The sequence below is a fragment of the Flavobacterium maritimum genome, from assembly GCF_040049085.1.
Lineage (GTDB): Bacteria > Bacteroidota > Bacteroidia > Flavobacteriales > Flavobacteriaceae > Flavobacterium > Flavobacterium maritimum.
On the sequence record NZ_JBDLZY010000006.1, the window covers coordinates 72570 to 91385 of the forward strand.

The following is an 18816-nucleotide window of genomic DNA, read 5'->3' on the forward strand; positions in this document are numbered from 1 at the left end:
ATTGGGGTTTGGAATTTTTTTGTAGCAATTTTCGTATATTTGTGGTCAATAGAAAAAATATGAAAATATGAAAAAACACGAAATTCACATTTTGAAGAAAACGGCTGGTTTTTCCAGTATGAAAGAAGAACTGTCAAGAGAAGTTGAAGTTTTCTTGAATACAAAGTCTTCTCAAGGTTATGAAGTAATTAATGTCTCTTTTACGTATTATGAAACATCAGAATTAATAGCCTTTATAACTATATGCAAATAAGGTAAAATGCCAAAATGACATTGTAAATTAATGGTTCAGAATTTGATGGTTCTTTGGAAACAATAAACAAAAACAAATTAAAAATATGGGAATGAGTTATTTGATATTGGCTGGAGCAATTATGCTGTTTAGCTGGTTGGTTAGTTCAAGACTAAAAAGCAAATTTGAACATTATTCTAAATTGCATTTACAAAACGGTATGTCGGGAGCCGAAATCGCCGAAAAAATGCTTGCCGATAACGGAATTCGTGATGTCAGAGTGATCTCCACACCGGGACAGTTAACAGATCATTACAATCCTTTGGATAAAACAGTAAACTTGAGTGAGGCGGTTTATAATCAAAGAAATGCTGCTGCGGCTGCTGTAGCTGCACACGAATGTGGTCACGCTGTACAACATGCTGTTGGTTACGAATGGTTGAATATGCGGTCTAAATTAGTGCCAGTGGTTAATGTGGCGTCACATTACATGCAGTGGATTTTACTTGCGGGTATCTTGATGCTGAAAACGTTTCCGCAACTGTTGTTGGTTGGGATTATTATTTTTGCTGCAACAACTTTGTTTTCGATAATTACTTTGCCGGTAGAATATGATGCGAGTAATCGCGCATTGGCTTGGTTAAAAAATAAAAACATGTTAACCCGTGCAGAATACTCGGGCGCAGAAGATTCTCTTAAATGGGCAGCCAGAACCTATGTAGTAGCGGCTTTGGGGTCTATTGCGACATTATTGTATTATGTTTCCATTTATTTGGGGGGCAGCAGAAGAGAATAGATTGTTAGAAAATTAGATCTTTAGAGAATTATAGAAAAAACCGTCTTGTTATCGTAACGAGACGGTTTCCTTGTTTTAGAAATCTAACAGTCTAATAAATTAATTATCTAAAAATCTAAAGCTGTATCTGTCGGTCGATTTGTTGGTCTAAGGAGATGAAGGTTTCTGTTCTGGAAACGCCTTCAATCGCTTGAATTTTGGTGTTAAGTAAGTGCATTAAATGTTCGTTGTCCCGACAAATAATTTTTATTAGAATGGACCAGTTTCCTGTGGTATAATGACATTCCAAAACTTCCGGAATTTTTTTTAAATCTTTTACTGCCTCCGCATTTCTCGCGGCTTTGTCCAGATAAATTCCAACAAAGGCCATCGTGTTGTATCCTAAAACTTTATGGTTTACTGTGAATTTTGAACCGGAAATTACGCCCGATTGTTCCAGTTTGCGCAATCGCTGGTGAATAGCGGCACCCGATATACCTATTTTATTGGCAATTTGAAGAATTGGTTTTCGGGCATCTTCCATCAGGTAACGTAAAATTTCTTTGTCGATACCATCTATTTCTACTGCAAGGGAATTGATTTTCATAAATTGCTATTTTAAACTAAAAATGGGATATCAGTTGTGAATTAAAATCAAATTTAAGTAAAAATAGAATATTAGAAACTCTAGGAAGGTTTTTATTTCAAAAGTCTCATTTGTTTTTGTTGATAGTTTGTGTTTTTCTGTCTAAAAACAGGTGCCAGTGTTGTAAAAAAAAACCATCTGTTTTGAACAGATGGTTTTCATGATTTATTATAAAAGTAATTTTTTTCTATACTATTTCCCTTTATTTGCTTCTGCAATATATTTCTCTAATGCCATTGTCATAGAAGGCGTTCCAGGGGTTGGAGCCATGATATCGATACGTAATCCGTGTTCTAAAGCTTCTTTTTGTGTTGTGCTTCCAAAAACTGCGATTCTTGTATTGTTTTGTTCAAAATCAGGAAAGTTTTTGAACAATGATTTTATTCCGGTTGGGCTAAAGAAAGCCAAAACATCATAATAAACATCTGCTAAATCAGACAGGTCACTCATGACAGTTTTGTAAAAAACAGCTGGAGTCCAGTCGACTTTTAATGCGTTTAGCGTGATTGGTGCATCGGCATTTAATTGATCTGAAGCAGGTAATAAGAATTTTTCGTCTTTGTATTTTTTAATTAGAGGCGATAAATCAGCAAAATCTTTCGGGCCTACATAAATCTTACGTTTTCTGTATACCACATATTTTTGCAGATAAAAAGCAATAGCTTCTGATTGGCAGAAGTATTTTAATCCTTCAGGAACTTTAAAACGCATTTCATCAGCTACTCTAAAAAAATGATCAACAGCATTTTTACTGGTCAAAATAATCGCAGTGTAATGATTTAGATCGATTTTTTGAAGTCTAATTTCTTTTGCACTAACTCCTTCTACGTGAATAAAAGGTCTGAAATCAATTTTTACTTTGTGCTTTTGTTGCAACTCAAAGTAGGGAGAATTTTCCACTTTAGGCTCGGGCTGTGACACCAAAATTGTTTTCACTTTCATATTTAACAGTTTCTAAGCAATCCCTTTTGTAAACCAATAATACATAAAATAATAGGGGGCTATTTCAAGTGCGCAAAGATATAAAATAAAATAAAACAAGTTACCGAATATTATATTTTGATAATTTTTTATTGATATTAAATATGTTAGTATGTTTAATATCAATACTATAGCGATTATTGAAAACTGAATATTTCTTGAAATTATGTCGTAATTGAACAAAATTATATTGATTGGGAGTATAAATAGCCCAATATAAGTCCGGTATGTGACTTTTTGCAAGTTGAATTGCTCTACAAATTCTTCAATATTGAATGAAGTGGCAATGATCTTTTCTACTAAATATTTTGATAAAATGAAGAAAATAAGAAAGGTAATGATCTGAATATAAAGGATCCAGTCTGTTTTTGAGGCGTAACCAAAAACGCTTAGTGAAAGTTGAATGAAAAACGCTAACGAAATTAATTGAACGAAGAATAATGAAATAGTAAAACCACTTCTAAGGTGACTGCTGTCTCGATATACTTTTATGTATTTGTCTGAAAAAATCAGGTTCATAAAATCGCCAAATCTGTTTTCGAATACCGATTTGGTAAGGGCAATAGTCGCAAATGATAACACAAATAAAAGTGTTACCCAGTCCTTGTTTTCCGTAATTCTGGCGTGAAGTATGTTTTCAATCATAGCGATGCAAAATTACTAATTTTTTGTTTCATTCTTTTTATTATAAATTTATTATGAATCAAATGCTATAAAAAGTTTACTTTTGCGTTGAAATTACTCAAAATATGAACGATTGCATTGTTATAATCCCTACCTATAACGAAATTGAAAACGTCGAAAGCATTATTAGATCAGTGCTTTCACAACACAAACCTTTTCATGTTCTTATTATTGATGATAACTCCCCGGATCATACAGCAGATAAGGTAGTTTTACTTCAATCAGAATTTGAAGGAAGACTATACCTGGAGAAAAGAGCAAAGAAAGCGGGTTTAGGAACGGCTTATGTGCATGGTTTTAAATGGGCATTAGAGCGTAAGTATAATTTTATTTTCGAAATGGATGCGGATTTTTCACACAATCCAAGCGATTTGGAAAAATTATACAATGCCTGTCATTTTGGAGATGCTGATTTAGCTATCGGTTCGCGATACGTTACGGGTGTAAATGTTGTCAATTGGCCTTTGAGTAGGGTGTTAATGTCTTATTTTGCATCGGTTTATGTGCGAATTATTACCGGAATGAAGATTCATGATGCAACAGCAGGTTTTGTTTGTTATAAAAGACAAGTGCTGGAAAGTATCAATTTAGATAAGATTAAATTTGTGGGTTACGCTTTTCAAATTGAAATGAAGTACAGAACCTATTGTAAAAAATTTCAAATTGTTGAGGTTCCTATAATTTTTACAGATAGAACAAAAGGACAATCCAAAATGAGTAATTCTATAATTATAGAAGCTATTTTTGGGGTTATCGCACTTCGATTAAAAAAATTAGTCAATACATTATAAGAAAAAGATACGATGAACAGGATTTTAATTAAGAATGCCAAAATAGTAAATGAAGGAAAGATTTTTGAAGGCGATGTATTAATTGAAGATGATTTAATTGTTGAAATTTCAGAAAGCATAAGCGCAAAATCATCCGAGTGTAAAATTATTGATGCCGAAGGGAACTATTTAATGCCTGGGGCCATTGATGATCAGGTGCATTTTAGAGAGCCGGGTCTGACACATAAGGGTACCATAGAAACAGAGTCAAGAGCTGCAGTTGCGGGTGGGATCACTTCTTTTATAGAACAACCGAACACCGTTCCGAATGCTGTAACGCAAGAAATTTTAGAAGAAAAATATCAAATCGCCTCCAAAAGTTCGTACGCGAATTATTCCTTTATGATGGGAGCGACAAATGATAATTTGGAAGAAGTTCTAAAGACAAATCCGAAGAATGTAGCGGGAATAAAAATATTTTTAGGTTCCTCTACCGGAAATATGTTGGTTGATAATGAAGCTACTCTGGAAAGAATATTCTCCAGTACTCCAATGCTTATTGCGGTGCATTGCGAAGATGAAGCTACTATTAAAAATAATTTACAAAAATACAAAGAAGAGTATGGGGAAGATGTTCCTGTAACGGTTCATCATCTTATCCGAAGTGAGGAGGCATGCTACATCTCTTCTTCAAAAGCGATTGCCCTTGCCAAAAAAACTGGGGCGCGTTTACATATATTCCACCTTTCAACAGCCAAAGAAATGGATTTGTTTACGAACAAAATTCCATTGGAAGAAAAGAAAATTACGGCCGAAGTTTGTATTCATCATTTGTGGTTTACCAATGAAGATTACGCTACTAAAGGCAATTTTATAAAATGGAATCCTGCTGTAAAAACAGCCAATGACCGTAAAGTGCTTTGGGAAGCACTGCTTGATGACCGAATTGATGTGGTTGCTACCGATCATGCTCCCCATACTTTAGAAGAAAAGAAACAGTCGTATCTTAATGCGCCTTCTGGTGGACCTTTAGTGCAACATGCTGTTGTAGCAATGTTTGAAGCGCATCATCAAGGGAAAATCAGTATTGAGAAAATTGTGGAAAAGATGTGTCATAATCCAGCTAAGATTTTTAAAATTGAAAAACGTGGTTTTATTAAAGTGGGTTATTATGCGGATTTGGTTATTGTGAATCCAGGACTGCCGTGGAGCGTGAAGAGAGAGAATATCTTGTCTAAATGCGGGTGGTCGCCATTCGAAGGATTCACTTTTAAGTCGAGAATCACTCATACTTTTGTAAATGGACAATTGGTTTACAGTGCTTTTAAAGTGAAAGATATCCGCGCTGGAAAACGATTATTGTTTGATAGATAAGAGTGAAATATGAAAAAAATAATAACACTTTTAGTGGTTTTGGTTTTTGTAAGTTGTAAAGAGGAAACGGTTCAGGAGCCTAAACGACTTATTGAAAAAAAGGTGATGTTGGATGTGATGTATGATTTGTCGCTTTTGGAAGCTATAAAATATAAAAATCCGACTGTTTTAGATTCTAATAAGATAAATCCAAGGCAATATATTTTTAAAAAATATAAAATTGACAGTTTGCAATTTGCGCAAAGTAATGTGTATTATGCTTCAGATTATGAGGAGTATAAAATTATGTTTGAGGAAATAACCAAACGATTGGATAAAAATAAAAAAGCGGTGGATGCCAAGATTAAGGCCGATAAAAAGAAAAAAAATCCAGCTAAAAAAGGGACGTCTGCACCAGCGAAAAAAGCTGATTCTTTAGAAATAAATCAAAGAAGAAGACTGTAACTATAAAAGGGAAATTTCCTGAATGTATTGTTTAATGTCTGTAAAGTCAGTTTTTAAGGCTGTTTTTACTTTTTCATTTGAATACAGGTTTTTAGAAAAAGAAGCTTTGGCCGTAGCTCGGGTCATTTTTCTTTTTCGCATAAAAACGGTCGATAAAAGCCAATCAATTCTCCAGCAAACTTCCATGAAAAATGGATTGGCATGAAGAGTTGGTTTTTTTGTTTTTAAACTTGTTGCAATTGCATCGATAACTTCCTTGAAAATAATATTGTCTGCAATTAGTGTAAAACGCTCATTGGCTATTTGACTTTTCATTAATTGGAATGCAATTCGGACTACATCGGTCACAGCAACAAAACCAGTTGTTCCCAAAGTATAAAATCGCAATCCGCTAGCGACTTCTGTGAAAATTTTTCCGCTTCCCTGTTCTCTAAAACCTGGTCCAATAATGACTCCGGGGTTTACTATTATTGCATTTAATCCTTCTTGTTGTCCACGCCAAATTTCCATTTCGGCTCCATATTTTGAAATAGCATAGTCGCTATGTGGTTTTTCAGGATTCCACTCGGTTGTTTCTGAAATAATTTTTTCATGCGGGGCGATATCGCCAAGAGCAGCAATAGAGCTGACAAAGCAGAGTTTTTTTATGTTTTTGGCAATACAAAAATTTACAATATTCGCAGTTCCTTCAATATTGGTTTTACGAATTAACTCTTCATCTTTGGGGTCAAAAGAAATTAATGCGGCACAATGGTAAACGTATTCTACATCTTCAAAAGCATTTTCTAATGAGGGTATGTCGGTGATATCGGCCTGAATCCATTGGATATTCTCGAATAATGGCTCCTTTTTGTAAAGAGAAAAAAGTGATTTGGTTTTTTTAATAGCGGATGTATTTCTATAAATAGCACGTACGGTTTCTCCATTTTCAACTAAATGAAGCAATATATGTGCACCAACTAAACCTGTTCCTCCTGTTACTAAAACCATTTTGTAAAGATAAATAGATTGTTCGATTTTTGATGGATAGATTTTCAAATTATGCAATTAAAACTATCTTTGTGGAAATTGATTAAAAGATGAAGAATTTTATTGAAGAAGTGACTTGGAGAGGAATGCTCCACGACGTTATGCCAGGCACAGAAGAACATTTGATGGAGCAAATGCGCGTGGCGTATGTGGGGATTGACCCAACTGCGGATTCATTGCATATAGGACATTTAGTGGGAGTAATGCTGTTGAAGCATTTTCAACTATCAGGACATAAACCATTAGCTTTGGTGGGTGGTGCAACAGGGATGATTGGTGATCCATCCGGGAAATCCAATGAGAGAAATTTATTGGATGAAACAACCTTACGTCACAATCAAGAAGCTATAAAAGGACAATTGTCCCGTTTTTTAGATTTTACATCGGATGCGCCTAATGCCGCGGAGTTAGTGAATAATTATGACTGGATGAAGAATTTTTCCTTTCTTGATTTCATTCGTGACGTTGGTAAACATATTACCGTAAATTATATGATGGCGAAAGATTCTGTGAAGAAACGGTTGTCTTCTGAAGCTGCCGAAGGAATGTCATTCACTGAGTTTACGTATCAACTGGTGCAAGGATATGACTTTTTGCATTTGTATAGAGATAAAAAATGTACACTTCAAATGGGCGGAAGCGACCAATGGGGGAATATTACTACGGGAACAGAGTTAGTACGTAGAATAGCAAGTGGAAAAGCATACGCATTGACTTGTCCGTTAATTACAAAAGCTGATGGAACCAAATTTGGTAAATCTGAGGGTGGAAATATTTGGTTGGATGCAGCAAGAACATCACCTTACAAATTTTACCAATATTGGTTGAATACTTCTGATATTGATGCTGAAAAATACATTAAGATTTTTACTTTCTTATCAAAAGAAGAAATTCAGGATTTAACTGAAAAACATAGAGAAGCACCGCATTTGCGTTTATTGCAAAAACGTTTGGCCGAAGAAATTACTGTAATGGTTCATTCTAAGGAAGATTTAGAAAATGCTATTCAAGCATCGAATATTCTTTTTGGAAATGCGACTGCCGATGATTTGAAACAATTGGATGAAGCTACCTTCTTAGAAGTTTTTGATGGTGTGCCTCAGGCGGAAATTGCAAAAAGCGATATTGAAAATGGAATTGATATTGTGACTGTTTTGAATGAAAAAACAGGGTTTTTTAAGTCAAATGGCGAAGCGAGAAGAGCTTTAACTGCTAATTCTATTTCAGTAAATAGAGAAAAAGTGAAAGAAGATTTTGTGCTTTCTGCCAAAGATCTAATCAACGGGCAGTTTGTTTTGTTACAAAGCGGAAAGAAGAATTATTTTGTTATTCGGGTAAAATAATTTCTCAATCATAAAATTTTATGTTTTTTAATTTAACGAAAAACACAAAATCATAAAAAGTGAAAACCTAATTAGTGTGAGCTAATTAGGTTTTTTTTCTGCCGTTAATAGTGTCATATAATTCTAATGCATTACCGTCAGTCAACATAGATACATAATGACAGATATGAAGTAATCTTTCATATACATTGTCTTTTTCTAAATCATGTTTTTCAGGCAGCATTTTTAAAATCAACTGGTCATAATTAGACGCTTTGCCATTGAATTTATTGTTGAAAGCGGTAATGAATTTATCCAATAAGGTTTGGATAATTTGATATCCTACGATTTCTTTTTCAATGACTTCTCGGCTCTGATAAATATTTTTGACACTAATCTTAATAATGTCATCCATCTGGGCTTTGAATTTACTTTTATCAGTCAAGGCATAAGGGAAATTACCTTTTAAGATATCGGCTTCATTGTCTATGAATACTTTTACGGCATCATTGATTAAACTGCCAATTGCTAGCGCTCTCAGGTAACTGATGCGGTCTTCTTTTGTTGTTAGTGTTTTATATTTGGCGGTGTCAATAGAGTCTTTTACTAATTTTATCAGATATTCAAGAGCAAATTCCTCTTGTACCAAACCCAGATTTATTCCATCTTCGAAATCTATAATTGTGTAGCAAATATCATCGGCAGCTTCAACTAAATAGGCCAAAGGATGTCTTTCGAAACCAATGTCATCACCTGATTTATTGGCAATCATTCCCATGTCGGCAGCTACATCCTGAAAAAAGTCTTTGTCGGTTTGAAAAAAGCCATACTTTTTGTCAGCTATGTTTTTAGTTGGTTTTTTAGGTAGGCTTTCTTTTGGATATTTCATAAAAGCACCTAGTGTTGCATAGGAAATACGCAGTCCGCCTTCGATTCCAGGTCTGCTTGCCGTTAGAACTGAAAAACCATTGGCATTTCCTTCAAAATCGATTAAATCCTGCCATTGTTTTGGAGTTAATTGATCCTTGAATTGTTGGCCGTTTCCGATGGAGAAGTATTCACCAATAGCTTTTTCGCCTGAATGTCCAAAAGGTGGATTCCCAATATCATGAGCTAGGGAAGCAGCGGCCACAATAGCGCCAAAATCGTTCATGTGATAGCCATGAACTTCTTTGAGATGCGGATATTTTTCAATTATTTTTTTTCCAACCAATCGGCCCAGGGAACGGCCAACAACTGATACTTCCAGACTATGGGTCAATCGGGTATGGACGAAATCAGTCTTAGAAAGCGGAATAACCTGGGTTTTATCCTGTAAACTTCTGAAAGCGGAGGAAAAGATGATTCGGTCATAATCGACTTCAAAACCTAAGCGGGTATCGTCTTGTTCTACACGTAATCGTTTGCCTTTGTCGCCTTGTCTTTTTAATGATAAAAGTTGTTCCCAGTTCATGCTTGGATTTTATATTTAGTATTTTGGTTTGATTTATGATTTACAAATGTACAAAGAGAAAGGGGATTTGATGTAAAATAAAAAACAGCCATCAAAATTGACGGCTGTTTTTATTCTGAAATATATTTTTGAATCTTATACCAATCCCTTTTTTTCAACAAAAGGATGTTTTTTTACCACATAAGTTCCTGAAATTTTGTCGTGCCAGCCTCTTGGGACGGTGCCTAAAAAAGTAAAGGCATCAATTGGGATGAGTCTGCAAAAACTGCGAATGAAAATAGTTTTACTGTCGGGTTTTGTTCCTTCTTTTGTCACCACTATTGTTTTTGTGAAATATTTTGCAATAGAGCGGGAGAAATAGGCTTCGGTCATGATATAATAAAAAAGACCAATTATAATCCCAAATAAACTTTGTTCTATTATATTCATTCTTTTAATGTTTTCCGATAGTTCATAGTTGCCGATTATATCAGCAATTAAGACAATGATTGTTCCAATGCTTAGTAGGATAATGTATTGTATGATCAAATCGATGATGAAATTTAAGAAACGTTGGCTATGGGACGCCAGTAAATCATCTGTAACTACGAAGTTTTTATTTTCCATTTTTTTATTGTTTTAGGTTAAAGAACTAAACAATTGGACGCAATGATAACATACTCAAATGTAGTAAATTAATTCTTAAATTACAGATTTTAAGCTTGTTTATTATAGGGTTTTGGATGTGAAAATCTGTAAAACTTCAGGGTTTTAGTTTTACGGATTGGTGTAAAAAAGAAAACCCGATAACTACAGCATAGCATCGGGTTTGTTTATTGTTAGAAAACTTTTTGATTAGAAAGGCAAATCATCCGGTTCGTCTTCGTTAAGATTAGTTGCAGGAGCAAATGCTTCGGCAGCTGGCATAGGAGGAGTTTGAGCAGAAGGAGCTTCCGCTTGAAGTTTTCCAATTCTCCAACCTTGGATAGTGTTGAAATAAACTGTTTCTCCTTGTGGATTTGTCCATTCTCTACCTCTTAAATTGATGTCAATTTTTACGGCTTCTCCCACTTTAAAATTGTCTAACAAGTCACATTTGTCTTGAACAAATTGAACCAAAATATGTTGTGGGTATTGTTCGTCTGTTGTAACAACAACATCTCTTTTTTTGAACCCTGCAGCACCAACGGCTTTAGTTTGGTCAATCATTTTTATTTTCCCTGTAACTTCCATCTTTGTTGTTTTTAATTGTTATTATGATTTTATTTTTTTTGTGCCAAAAGTACTTTCCATGCAGACAGCACATCGTCATTGTCTAGGTATTTTCGTGCTTCCAAATGTACTTTTTCCTGATCATCTGAGCTTAAAACTCCTTTTACGGCAAAATTTTGTTGTACAAATATACTAACTTCTTCCGTTGTAGGCAAGGCTTCGATATTTCCTAACATACCTAAATGATTTCCGTTGAAAACCGGGCTTTCTTTGATGAAATTCGGAATAGCATCCACCCCAATTCCTAAAGTAACTAGTGGTTTCGGAACTTCAAAAAGTCCTTGGTTGGATCTGGAATACCAATTTTGGCCCAATCGGGAAACCAAATCTATTTTATGTTGGTCGATGGCTCCGTTTTCATCTAAAACCGATTCGTCGATGTGAATTTTTAATACTTCACAAATAACTAAATTACCGGCACCTCCTTCGGTTCCCAGAGCAATAATCTCGTTTACTTTGCATTCAAATTGTACCGGTGATTCTTTTACTCGGTATGGTTTTACAAGATCTGAAGGAATAGGTGTTAAACCTGATTTTAGGAATTCATTTACTCCTTCAGCATATTCCGTACTCGCCAGGGAAGTTTGTTGTACAATGTCGTAATTAACCACATTAATGACTACTTCTCGCGTAGCTTCGGCATTGATCAAAGTATGTTTTATGGAATTGTCGCGCACTCTTCTGGCTGGTGAAAAAATCAGAATCGGTGGATTGGCGCTAAATACGTTGAAAAAACTGAAAGGCGATAAATTTGGAATTCCGTCAACGCCAATAGTGCTGGCAAAAGCTATAGGTCTTGGTCCAACCGAACTTTGTAAATAGCCCTGCAATTTTGCAGTTTCAATATTTTTAGGGTCAATACTAATCATACTTTTTTCTTTTCGTCCTAAAATGAGTTTCAGAACGCACAAAAGTAAGCAAATGAATTAAGTTTGAAAAATGGCAACTGTTTTTTAAAATAAAAATATGGAATCGTTTTGCAACAAAAATTTCTTTGCTTGAAAGCTAAAATTTCTTTACAATTATTTCGTTATATTTATAATCAAAATTTAGTTTATGCCTTTTTCAAATCGAAGAAATACAACACGTTGGGTTATTATTTTTGCTTCTTTTCTAATAATTTCATTAATTCTTTGGAACACTTATACTTTTTTTCAAATTTTCAAAAATGAAGAACGTTTGAAAATGAATCTTTGGGCCAATGCGCATAAGACACTGATCAATGCAGGTGAAAACACCGATCTGGAGCTTCCTCTTCAAATTTTCAGTAACAATACTTCCATCCCGATAATTCTTACCGAGAATGACTCGATTATAAATACGAGGAATATTGAACAGGAAATCGTTAAAGACAAAAGTAAATCAAACTCTTTTTTATCTGGGCTAAAAGCTCAAAATGAACCCATCATAATTGAATATGCTCCTGGGAAATTCCAGAAACTATATTATGGGAATTCGGCATTGCTAAATAAGCTAAAGTACTATCCCATCGCTTTGTTGTTGATTATCGTTTTGTTTGGCGGATTGGTTTATAATTTTTACAGAAGTACTAAAATGGCAACCCAAAATAAACTTTGGGCGGGGATGGCAAAAGAGACAGCCCATCAAATAGGTACGCCGCTTTCTTCTCTGATAGGTTGGGTAGAACTCTTGAAAGCTGAGAATATTGATGAATCAATCACTTTAGAAATAGAAAAAGATATCGAACGTTTGCAGACGATAACAGATCGTTTTTCTAAGATAGGATCAGAACCCAAACTGGAAGAAAGGGATATTGTTGAGGAAACTTTGAAAACCTATGATTATCTGAAATCCCGATTTTCCAAACAAGTTGAGTTTACTTTTGAGGCACCAAAATCACCTATTATGGTGTCTTTTAATCCGACTTTACACAGTTGGACAATAGAAAATCTGGTAAAAAATGCTATTGATGCAATGAAAGGCAGGGGGAAAGTTGCTTTAGAAATTGTACAGGAAGGTCATCATGTGACGATTAATGTTTCTGATAATGGAAGCGGAATTCAAAAGAATCAATTCAAAACAATCTTTGAGCCTGGTTTCACAACCAAAAAAAGAGGGTGGGGATTAGGACTTTCTTTAACCAAAAGAATTGTTGAAGAATACCATAAAGGATCTATAAAAGTATTGAATTCCGAGATAGGGAAAGGGACAACGATGCAGGTTAGTCTAAAAAAAGCGAGTTAGTTTATTGGGATTCCAAACCAGGATATTTTCGTGAACATTGATTTTCTGGCAATTTTGGATTTGCTTAAATAGTTTTTTACAAATTGGTCATGTTCTTCTGCCTGTCCCAAAGCCTCGTTAATGGATTTTTTGAGTGCGGTTAAATTGGATGAATTCTCATTCCCAACTGAACCAACAGTGTAAATTGCATCTTGGCATTTGATTAATTTTTCTTTTGGTTTTTCAATCATTTTTTGAATCTCATCGTCTGGTAAAGTGGGTTTGAATTTATTATTTCGGTAATAAATAAAGTCATTCAATAAAATAATAGCTTCGTTATAATCAGCAACGATTGAATTTAGTTTTTCAATATTTGTGTTCTCTCTTAAAGAAATTAACTGTTTCTTTTTGCCTTCAAGGCGTTCTAGAATTAGGGCGTTTTTTATGCCGTTTTTTTGTATTCTTTCAGCGGATTCAAATACTTGGTCAACTACAGTGAAGGAGTTGTATTTAGCAAGTTCTTTTTCAAAATCGAAGTATTTCTTAGATTTGTTTGTCTGAGTTTTGCCATCGTAAAATTCTTGATTTGTAATAGGGTAATTTAAAAATTGCCATAAATAATCAAAAGGAATATGGGAAGAGATCATTTTGTAAGGTTCTACTTTAAAATAGGAATTATTTAATTTTTTGAAAAACTTACCATTACTGACATAACCGGCTCCCCAGGTAGGGTCAAACAAATACCATTTACTGTCTATTTTTGCGGCGCACCAAGCATGAGATAAGGTTGCCACTTTTCCGTTTTGTTTTGTATATCCTTCAATTATATAGGATTGTATTCCGGTTTTATTTGAAAGATCATTAAAAACTTCTGCATAATGAATACAAAGTCCTTTTTTGCTTTTTAATGTTTTTGATATTTTATCTTGAGGTCTTTCAGTATAATCTACCACATTTATATTGGTAATATCATAGGTGATGTTGGATGCCGTCCAATAAAAAACAGCACGAATTTTATCGGGATCCGTTTTAAAATTCGTATTTATGTAATTGGCAATGTCTTCGGTTGAATGAGTGGAGCTGTTTGGTATTGTAGAAATTTGCCTGTCAATCAAAGCATATTCTAATTTAGTCTGACCAAAACTTAAAATGGAGAAGAAGAATATTGAAAGTAAAAAAGTACTTTTCATTTGGAGTTAATTGTTCAAAAAAAAATGAATTTAACGGATGGATATTATTATCGGATCCGTTAAATTCAAGTTGTTTTTTATAAATTATTATGAATGCTTTTTGCTAAAGCTTCAAATTCTTCTTTGGTCATTGAGACCTTATTTTGAAAACGAATTTCATCCATTTCATTTAAAGGAATCAGATGAACATGGGCATGAGGTACTTCAAGCCCGATAACAGCCATTCCTATTCTTTTGCAAGGAACTGTTTTTTCTAAGGCGATGGCGATTTTTTTAGAGAACTGCATCAGGCCTAAATATAAATCGTCTTCAATATCAAAAATTTTATTGATTTCTTGTTTTGGAATGCAAAGTGTATGTCCTTTGGCGTTTGGATTTACATCCAAAAACGCAAAGAAGTTTTCGTCTTCTGCAATTTTGTAACAAGGAATCTCTCCGTTTATGATTTTTGTGAAAATGGAACTCATTTTATCGGTTTTTAAATGGTTAGATTTTTAAATCTTCAGAGTATATTCTGTTTTAGGATAAAAAACAAAAATTAATCTCTAGAAATTTCTAAAATTTCAAATTTCAAAACGCCATTTGGTACTGTGATTTCAGCTACTTCACCCACTGATTTCCCAAGTAGACCTTTCCCGATTGGAGAGGTAACAGAGATTTTTCCTGTTTTTAAGTCTGCTTCGCTTTCGGCTACCAATGTATATTTCATTTCCATTCCATTGGTTTGGTTCTTGATTTTTACATTCGATAAAACCAATACCTTAGAAACGTCTAAATTGCTTTCATCAATTAATCTGGCGTTAGCATGTACTTCTTCCAGTTTGGCAATTCTCATTTCCAGCATTCCTTGTGCTTCTTTGGCAGCATCATATTCGGCATTTTCAGATAAGTCGCCTTTGTCTCTGGCATCCGCTATATCTTGCGATGCTTTGGGACGCATCACGCTTTTTAAATAATCTAATTCTTCTCGTAATTTTTTTAAACCTTCTGCGGTGTAATAAGATACTTTACTCATAACTTCATCGTTTATATAAATAGAAAAAATCCCATCAGGACGGGATTTCTTTCCACAAAGATACTATTATTTTTTTTAGTCTATAAATATATGTTAATCGTAGACAATTCAAATGTAAATAAATTAAATTTGTTTCACTAATTCTTTCACTCTTTTTAAATAATGAAAAAATATCTCTTTCTGTTTCTTATTGGGTCGTTGTTTTTTTCGTGCAGTAACAATGACTTTGACAACACAAATCCTTATATTCCTAATTATACGGTAACCTTAGATATCAATATGAATTTGCCGTCGTATTCCAGTCTGTTATATGTCAGTAATGCAATTTATTATCCGGGTCAGGGTGCAAGGGGAATAATAATTTTTAACACAGGTAGTGGTTATAATGCTTTTGATGCGGCTTGTCCTAATCAGGCTTTGAGTTCGTGTTCAACAATGACAATAAATGGGATTAATGCCATATGTGCTTGCGATAATGCTTCCTACAATTTATTTACGGGTCTGAGTTCGGGAAAAGAATATCCGATGAAACAATATAGGGTTGAGGTTAATGGTAATGTCCTTCGGGTTTATAATTAATAAAAAAAATCCTGATGATTTCAATAATCATCAGGATTTTTTCATTATTCGAAAGGGGTTTAAAACTTCAATGTCAGGCCAGCAAGGAAATTGATACCGGCTTGCGGATAATAATAAGGGTAAACATCCCACATGTATCCGTTAGAAACATATTTTTTGTCAAAAATGTTGTTTACCAATCCAGTTACAATAATTGATTTAAAAACTGATTTTGGTTTGATTTCATAAGCCACATTCAAATCGTTTACAAAATAGTCTGCCAGTTTTGCATCCGGTAATTCGATGTTGTTCATGTATTGTTCTCCAACATACTTTTGTAAAAGTGAAATCTGAAGTTCTTCTGTTGGTTTATAAATAATAATATTTCCTGCAATAATTGATGGAGAGTAGGCAATATCGGTTGTTCCGTAGGTTTCGCCTTCTACATTCAAATCAATATTTTTATTACTGCTTAAAGTAAAGTTAGGTCTAATGATGAATTGCTCCGTAAATGTTATGGTTGCGTCTACTTCCAGTCCCAATCGATAACTTTTTTCGCTATTTGAACGAATCGGATTTCCGACATCGTCCAGTTTTCCGGTTAAAATCAGTTGATCTTTATAAGCCATATAATAGACATTTGAATTCAATTGTACTTTATCTGAAGTAGATCTCCAGCCCAATTCAAAATCATTTAATTTTTCAGGCTTAGCATTTCCGCTTTCGTAATCGGTTCTGTTAGGTTCACGATTAGCTCTTGCATAGGAAAAATATAAGGTGTTTTTGTCGTTGATAGAATAATTCAAACCTGTTTTTGGATTGAAGAAATTAAAAGTATCATTGACTAAACCAGTTTCAAAACTATCGGCTTTGTAATGAACATTTCTAAGTTGTAAATCTCCAAACAAACTAATTTTTTCGCTAACTTGATAATTCGCTTTAGCAAAAATATTTCCGTCGGTTTTGGTTGCGTAATCGTCATAATAATGATCACCAAGCTCAGTTTGAGAAGCATATCGTGCCCAAATTACTTTTCCGAAATGGGCTCCTTCATATTTATTGTATCCTCCTCCAAAGATTACATTCAGCTTTTCAGCTGTGTAATTGGCGGAAAATGTGGTTCCATAGAAATCATTATCCAACCATTTTTGACGAACTAAATCGGTGGTGTTTATTGTGGTTCCATCAATAACTATTGGTGTTAAACCGTAATCAGTAAAATCAGCATCTTCTTTGTAATTTTCATAATATCCTTTTCCTTTGGTGTAATGAAAAGCCAGATTTGTACTCCAGTTAGTTGATAATTTTTCATTCCAATGCAATTGGGAATGATCTTGCTGGTAATTATCAGTTTCATTGTCATAGAAACGAGTTTGACCAAATTCGTCTGTAAATATACCGGCCGAATTAAAAGTTCTGTCTGTTTTTAATGTTTCGGCATCGATTCCATTCCAAGATTGGTAGGTTTTTTCATTTCCTCCAAAAACCAATGCTTTGATCAGCGTTGTTTTTCCAACATAAGTACCCTGAAGAAAATAAGATTTTAAATCAGAACTCGCTCTGTCAATGTAACCGTCTGTTTTTACGGCAGATAATCGTCCTGCAATTTCAAAATGGTTGTTCATTAAACCGGTGCTGAATTTTACCGTGTGTTTATGAGTGTTGAAGCTTCCAAAAGAATTCGAAATTTCCCCTGTTCCTTTTTCAGCATAAGAATCAGTTAATAGGTTTAAACTGGCTCCAAAAGCACCAGCTCCATTAGTAGAACTTCCTACTCCTCGCTGTAATTGCAAACTTTCAACTGAAGAAGCAAAATCAGGCATGTTTACCCAATAGGTTCCGTGGCTTTCGGAATCATTATAGGGAATTCCGTTGATGGTCACATTTACTCTGGTTGCATCGCTGCCTCGAACACGAATTCCGGTGTAACCTACTCCGTTTCCTGCATCAGAAGTGGTGACAACAGAGGGCATGTAGTTCATTAAAATAGGAATGTCTTGTCCTAAATTACGGTATTTAAGTTCTTTTTTGTCTAAATTACTGAAACTAACCGGTGTTTTTGAAGTGACACGAACTGCTGAAACTAAGACTTCGTCGAGTAGGTTTACTTTGGTTGAATCCTTCTCTTGGGCAAAAGAAAAAAGAGAAAAGAAAATAGAAAATATAAAAATAAAAAAAGGCTTGTGGTTTTCTGACTTTGAACCTTTGTAACTTAGTACTTCAGTACCTTTAAAAATAGTATTCATCCGTAAAAAAGATTACGAATAAAAGGGGGAATTATTCTGTTGTTAAATTAATAAATGATTGTTTCCTACAGCAAAAAATAGTGTGCACGCTATTTTTGCCTTTTCCGTAAACAGCATTACCTGTTCCCGTTCTTTGGGTATAATCTCAGCTCGTAATTTAGAGCACCCCTTTGAGACGGGACAAAAGTAGTTTTTTTTGTCTAAAGTTTAAAGTTTTAGAAAACAAAAGTAAAACTAGCCTAATCGTATTTGGGTTTTTGTCGTGATTTTTTAATATCAGATAGACTCTTTTTGTCTTTTATTCGTTTGCGGATCACTGATTTGGGAATTTTGGTTGGTTTTCTTTCTTTGGGAACTACTAACGCTTTCTTGATGAGCTCAAAAAAACGTTTGGTTACAATTTCCTTGTTTTTGAGCTGGCTTCGATCTTCGTCGCAATTCAGAATTAAAACCAAATCGGTCGTTAATCTTGTGGCTAGATTTATTTCCAACAATTTTTTCTCTTCGGCTGACAGTGCTTGGGAATTTTTCAAATCAAATGTCAGAACAACTTTTGAGGAAACTTTGTTCACGTTTTGACCACCGGCACCACTGCTTCGAACAGCTTTGTACTGTAGCTCTGAAATTATTGTTTGAGTTTCCATTGGGCTTAATTTTTCAGA

Annotated in this window: 21 protein-coding genes; 8 read left to right on the forward strand and 13 right to left on the reverse strand. The window is 34.4% G+C overall.

Annotated features, from left to right (window positions below; genetic code table 11):
- Positions 1 to 67: 67 nt before the first annotated feature.
- Both ABEB23_RS13605 and ABEB23_RS13610 read left to right on the forward strand, forming a co-directional pair.
- Positions 68 to 253, forward strand: coding sequence for a hypothetical protein (locus ABEB23_RS13605; protein ID WP_348813156.1), 186 nt, complete (start codon positions 68 to 70; stop codon positions 251 to 253).
- An 85-nt stretch (positions 254 to 338) separates the two neighbouring features.
- On the forward strand, positions 339 to 1028 hold the full coding sequence (locus tag ABEB23_RS13610) for a zinc metallopeptidase (protein ID WP_348813157.1): 690 nt from the start codon (positions 339 to 341) through the stop codon (positions 1026 to 1028).
- A 115-nt stretch (positions 1029 to 1143) separates the two neighbouring features.
- On the opposite strand, the gene ABEB23_RS13615 is transcribed toward ABEB23_RS13610, so the two are convergent.
- The 3 genes from ABEB23_RS13615 to ABEB23_RS13625 form a co-directional block, all read right to left on the reverse strand.
- On the reverse strand, positions 1144 to 1614 hold the full coding sequence (locus ABEB23_RS13615) for an Lrp/AsnC family transcriptional regulator (protein ID WP_348813158.1): 471 nt from the start codon (positions 1612 to 1614) through the stop codon (positions 1144 to 1146).
- Positions 1615 to 1845: 231 nt separating this feature from the next.
- Complete coding sequence (locus ABEB23_RS13620; protein ID WP_348813159.1) at positions 1846 to 2595, reverse strand: uroporphyrinogen-III synthase; 750 nt, start codon at positions 2593 to 2595, stop codon at positions 1846 to 1848.
- Between the two features lie 12 nt (positions 2596 to 2607).
- Positions 2608 to 3279 (reverse strand): DUF4271 domain-containing protein, encoded by a 672-nt coding sequence (locus ABEB23_RS13625; protein ID WP_348813160.1) that lies wholly within the window; start codon positions 3277 to 3279, stop codon positions 2608 to 2610.
- A 104-nt stretch (positions 3280 to 3383) separates the two neighbouring features.
- Here ABEB23_RS13625 and ABEB23_RS13630 point away from each other — a divergent pair, with 104 nt between their 5' ends.
- Genes ABEB23_RS13630 through ABEB23_RS13640 form a run of 3 tightly spaced genes read left to right on the forward strand, consistent with a single transcriptional unit; the run spans position 3384 to position 5906 of the window.
- Positions 3384 to 4109, forward strand: a complete 726-nt coding sequence (locus ABEB23_RS13630) for a polyprenol monophosphomannose synthase (protein ID WP_348813161.1) — start codon at positions 3384 to 3386, stop codon at positions 4107 to 4109.
- Positions 4110 to 4121: 12 nt separating this feature from the next.
- On the forward strand, positions 4122 to 5462 hold the full coding sequence (locus ABEB23_RS13635) for a dihydroorotase (RefSeq protein WP_348813162.1): 1341 nt from the start codon (positions 4122 to 4124) through the stop codon (positions 5460 to 5462).
- A 9-nt stretch (positions 5463 to 5471) separates the two neighbouring features.
- Positions 5472 to 5906, forward strand: a complete 435-nt coding sequence (locus tag ABEB23_RS13640) for a DUF4296 domain-containing protein (RefSeq protein WP_348813163.1) — start codon at positions 5472 to 5474, stop codon at positions 5904 to 5906.
- On the opposite strand, the gene ABEB23_RS13645 is transcribed toward ABEB23_RS13640, so the two are convergent.
- Positions 5907 to 6896, reverse strand: coding sequence for an NAD-dependent epimerase/dehydratase family protein (locus ABEB23_RS13645; protein WP_348813164.1), 990 nt, complete (start codon positions 6894 to 6896; stop codon positions 5907 to 5909).
- Between the two features lie 89 nt (positions 6897 to 6985).
- Between ABEB23_RS13645 and tyrS the strand changes: the two genes are divergently transcribed.
- Positions 6986 to 8278: a tyrosine--tRNA ligase gene (gene tyrS, locus ABEB23_RS13650; RefSeq protein WP_348813165.1), complete on the forward strand. Its 1293-nt coding sequence runs from the start codon at positions 6986 to 6988 to the stop codon at positions 8276 to 8278.
- Between the two features lie 85 nt (positions 8279 to 8363).
- Here the strand turns inward: tyrS and ABEB23_RS13655 are convergent, their stop codons facing one another.
- From ABEB23_RS13655 to ABEB23_RS13670, 4 genes are all read right to left on the reverse strand, one after another.
- Entirely contained in the window at positions 8364 to 9710 is a 1347-nt protein-coding gene (locus ABEB23_RS13655; RefSeq protein ID WP_348813166.1) for a deoxyguanosinetriphosphate triphosphohydrolase, read from the reverse strand.
- A 135-nt stretch (positions 9711 to 9845) separates the two neighbouring features.
- On the reverse strand, positions 9846 to 10316 hold the full coding sequence (locus tag ABEB23_RS13660; RefSeq protein WP_348813167.1) for an RDD family protein: 471 nt from the start codon (positions 10314 to 10316) through the stop codon (positions 9846 to 9848).
- Between the two features lie 228 nt (positions 10317 to 10544).
- The gene (locus ABEB23_RS13665) at positions 10545 to 10922 is read right to left on the reverse strand and encodes a DUF3127 domain-containing protein (RefSeq protein ID WP_348813168.1); all 378 of its coding nucleotides are present in this window, start codon (positions 10920 to 10922) and stop codon (positions 10545 to 10547) included.
- 29 nt (positions 10923 to 10951) lie between these two features.
- Complete coding sequence (locus ABEB23_RS13670; RefSeq protein ID WP_348813169.1) at positions 10952 to 11830, reverse strand: flavin reductase family protein; 879 nt, start codon at positions 11828 to 11830, stop codon at positions 10952 to 10954.
- 187 nt (positions 11831 to 12017) lie between these two features.
- Here ABEB23_RS13670 and ABEB23_RS13675 point away from each other — a divergent pair, with 187 nt between their 5' ends.
- On the forward strand, positions 12018 to 13166 hold the full coding sequence (locus ABEB23_RS13675; RefSeq protein ID WP_348813170.1) for a sensor histidine kinase: 1149 nt from the start codon (positions 12018 to 12020) through the stop codon (positions 13164 to 13166).
- Here the strand turns inward: ABEB23_RS13675 and ABEB23_RS13680 are convergent.
- The 3 genes from ABEB23_RS13680 to greA form a co-directional block, all read right to left on the reverse strand.
- Positions 13163 to 14335 carry a transglutaminase domain-containing protein gene (locus tag ABEB23_RS13680; RefSeq protein ID WP_348813171.1) on the reverse strand — a complete coding sequence of 391 codons (1173 nt, stop codon included), beginning with the start codon at positions 14333 to 14335 and terminating at the stop codon, positions 13163 to 13165. The genes ABEB23_RS13675 and ABEB23_RS13680 overlap by 4 nt on opposite strands.
- A 77-nt stretch (positions 14336 to 14412) precedes the next feature.
- Positions 14413 to 14802 (reverse strand): HIT family protein, encoded by a 390-nt coding sequence (locus ABEB23_RS13685; RefSeq protein ID WP_348813172.1) that lies wholly within the window; start codon positions 14800 to 14802, stop codon positions 14413 to 14415.
- A 71-nt stretch (positions 14803 to 14873) separates the two neighbouring features.
- On the reverse strand, positions 14874 to 15350 hold the full coding sequence (greA, locus tag ABEB23_RS13690) for a transcription elongation factor GreA (RefSeq protein ID WP_348813173.1): 477 nt from the start codon (positions 15348 to 15350) through the stop codon (positions 14874 to 14876).
- A gap of 162 nt (positions 15351 to 15512) precedes the next feature.
- Between greA and ABEB23_RS13695 the strand changes: the two genes are divergently transcribed.
- Positions 15513 to 15929, forward strand: a complete 417-nt coding sequence (locus ABEB23_RS13695; protein ID WP_348813174.1) for a Rieske (2Fe-2S) protein — start codon at positions 15513 to 15515, stop codon at positions 15927 to 15929.
- 59 nt (positions 15930 to 15988) lie between these two features.
- Here the strand turns inward: ABEB23_RS13695 and ABEB23_RS13700 are convergent, their stop codons facing one another.
- Positions 15989 to 18154, reverse strand: coding sequence for a TonB-dependent receptor (locus ABEB23_RS13700; protein WP_348813175.1), 2166 nt, complete (start codon positions 18152 to 18154; stop codon positions 15989 to 15991).
- A 239-nt stretch (positions 18155 to 18393) separates the two neighbouring features.
- Positions 18394 to 18798, reverse strand: coding sequence for an alternative ribosome rescue aminoacyl-tRNA hydrolase ArfB (arfB, locus tag ABEB23_RS13705; protein WP_348813176.1), 405 nt, complete (start codon positions 18796 to 18798; stop codon positions 18394 to 18396).
- Positions 18799 to 18816: the final 18 nt, after the last annotated feature.